The organism is Rossellomorea aquimaris, assembly GCF_003315075.1.
In the GTDB taxonomy this organism is placed as follows: domain Bacteria; phylum Bacillota; class Bacilli; order Bacillales; family Bacillaceae_B; genus Rossellomorea; species Rossellomorea aquimaris_C.
The window spans coordinates 1-1,324 of record NZ_QNRJ01000050.1 but is presented as its reverse complement, the minus strand read 5'-3'; the positions used below and the strand labels follow the sequence as shown (position 1 = coordinate 1,324).

At 42.4% G+C, this 1,324-nt stretch carries 1 protein-coding gene; it reads left to right on the top strand.

Annotated features, from left to right (window positions below; translation table 11 throughout):
- Positions 1–1,248: group II intron reverse transcriptase/maturase (ltrA, locus tag DET59_RS21380; protein ID WP_113971591.1), on the top strand; the 1,248-nt coding region annotated here is incomplete at its 5' end.
- Between the last annotated feature and the right edge of the window lie 76 nt (positions 1,249–1,324).

Below are 1,324 nucleotides of genomic sequence, written 5' to 3'. Positions count from 1 at the left end.
CAAATACTATCACGGGACAACCTCATACAAGCAATCAAGCGTGTTGAACGAAATAAAGGGAGTCACGGAGTGGACGATATGCCCGTACAAAACCTGCGAGGTCATATCATGAAACACTGGGATTCTTTACGTCAACAATTAGAGGAGGGTACGTATAAACCTTCTCCAGTTCGTCGAGTCGAAATCCCGAAACCAGACGGTGGGGTGAGGCTACTAGGTATCCCTACCGTGATAGACCGATTCATCCAACAAGCGATTGCCCAAGTACTAACGAGGGTATTTGATCCTCACTTTTCCAAATATAGTTTTGGTTTTAGGCCGAACAAACAGGCTCATCAAGCAATAAGACAAGCCAAACAATATATGCGAGAAGGATACAGATGGGTAATTGATATGGACTTAGAAAAGTTCTTCGATAAAGTAAACCATGATAAACTGATGGGGATTTTAGCGAAGAAGATAAAGGACAAGACCCTTCTAAAGCTCATCTACCGATATTTACAATCAGGTGTGATGGAAAATGGGGTATCTGCAAGAACAGAAATGGGCACTCCACAAGGTGGTCCGTTAAGTCCTCTTTTAGCTAACATCCTTCTAGATGAACTAGACAAAGAACTGGAAAAACGGGGACATCGATTCGTCCGTTATGCGGACGACTTTCATATCTATGTAAAGTCAAAGAAAGCTGGCTATCGGGTCAAGAATTCGATATCAGAATTCATTGAGAAGAAGTTAAAACTAAAAGTGAACCGAGACAAGTCAGCGGTAGACAGACCATGGAAGAGAAAGTTCCTAGGCTTTTCTTTCACACAACATAAAATACCAAAAGTTCGAGTCCATAATAAGAGTCTAAAGAAATTGAAAGAGAAAATCCGAGCATTGACCTCAAGGTCAAAAGGCTGGTCGATGACGCACCGTATAAAACGACTCAATCAATATCTGATGGGATGGTGTGGATACTTCGCATTAGCGGACACAGAAAGTATCTTTCGAAAATTAGATGGATGGATAAGAAGAAGGTTAAGAATGTGCATGTGGAAGGATTGGAAATTGCCTAAAGCAAGGAAACGGAACCTCATCAGACTCGGAGTTCCAAAAGGAAAAGCCCACGAATGGGCAAATTCCAGGAAGGGATTTTGGCGAGTAACAAAAAGTCCCATATTAGACAGAACCCTAAATAATTCTTTTTGGAATCGTCTAGGGCTTCTGAGCTTGTATCAAAGATATTCAACGATACGTCAACCTTAAAGAAACCGCCGTATACGGGTCCGTACGTACGGTGGTGTGAGAGGTCGGGGGTTAGTCACCCCCTCCTACTCGATTT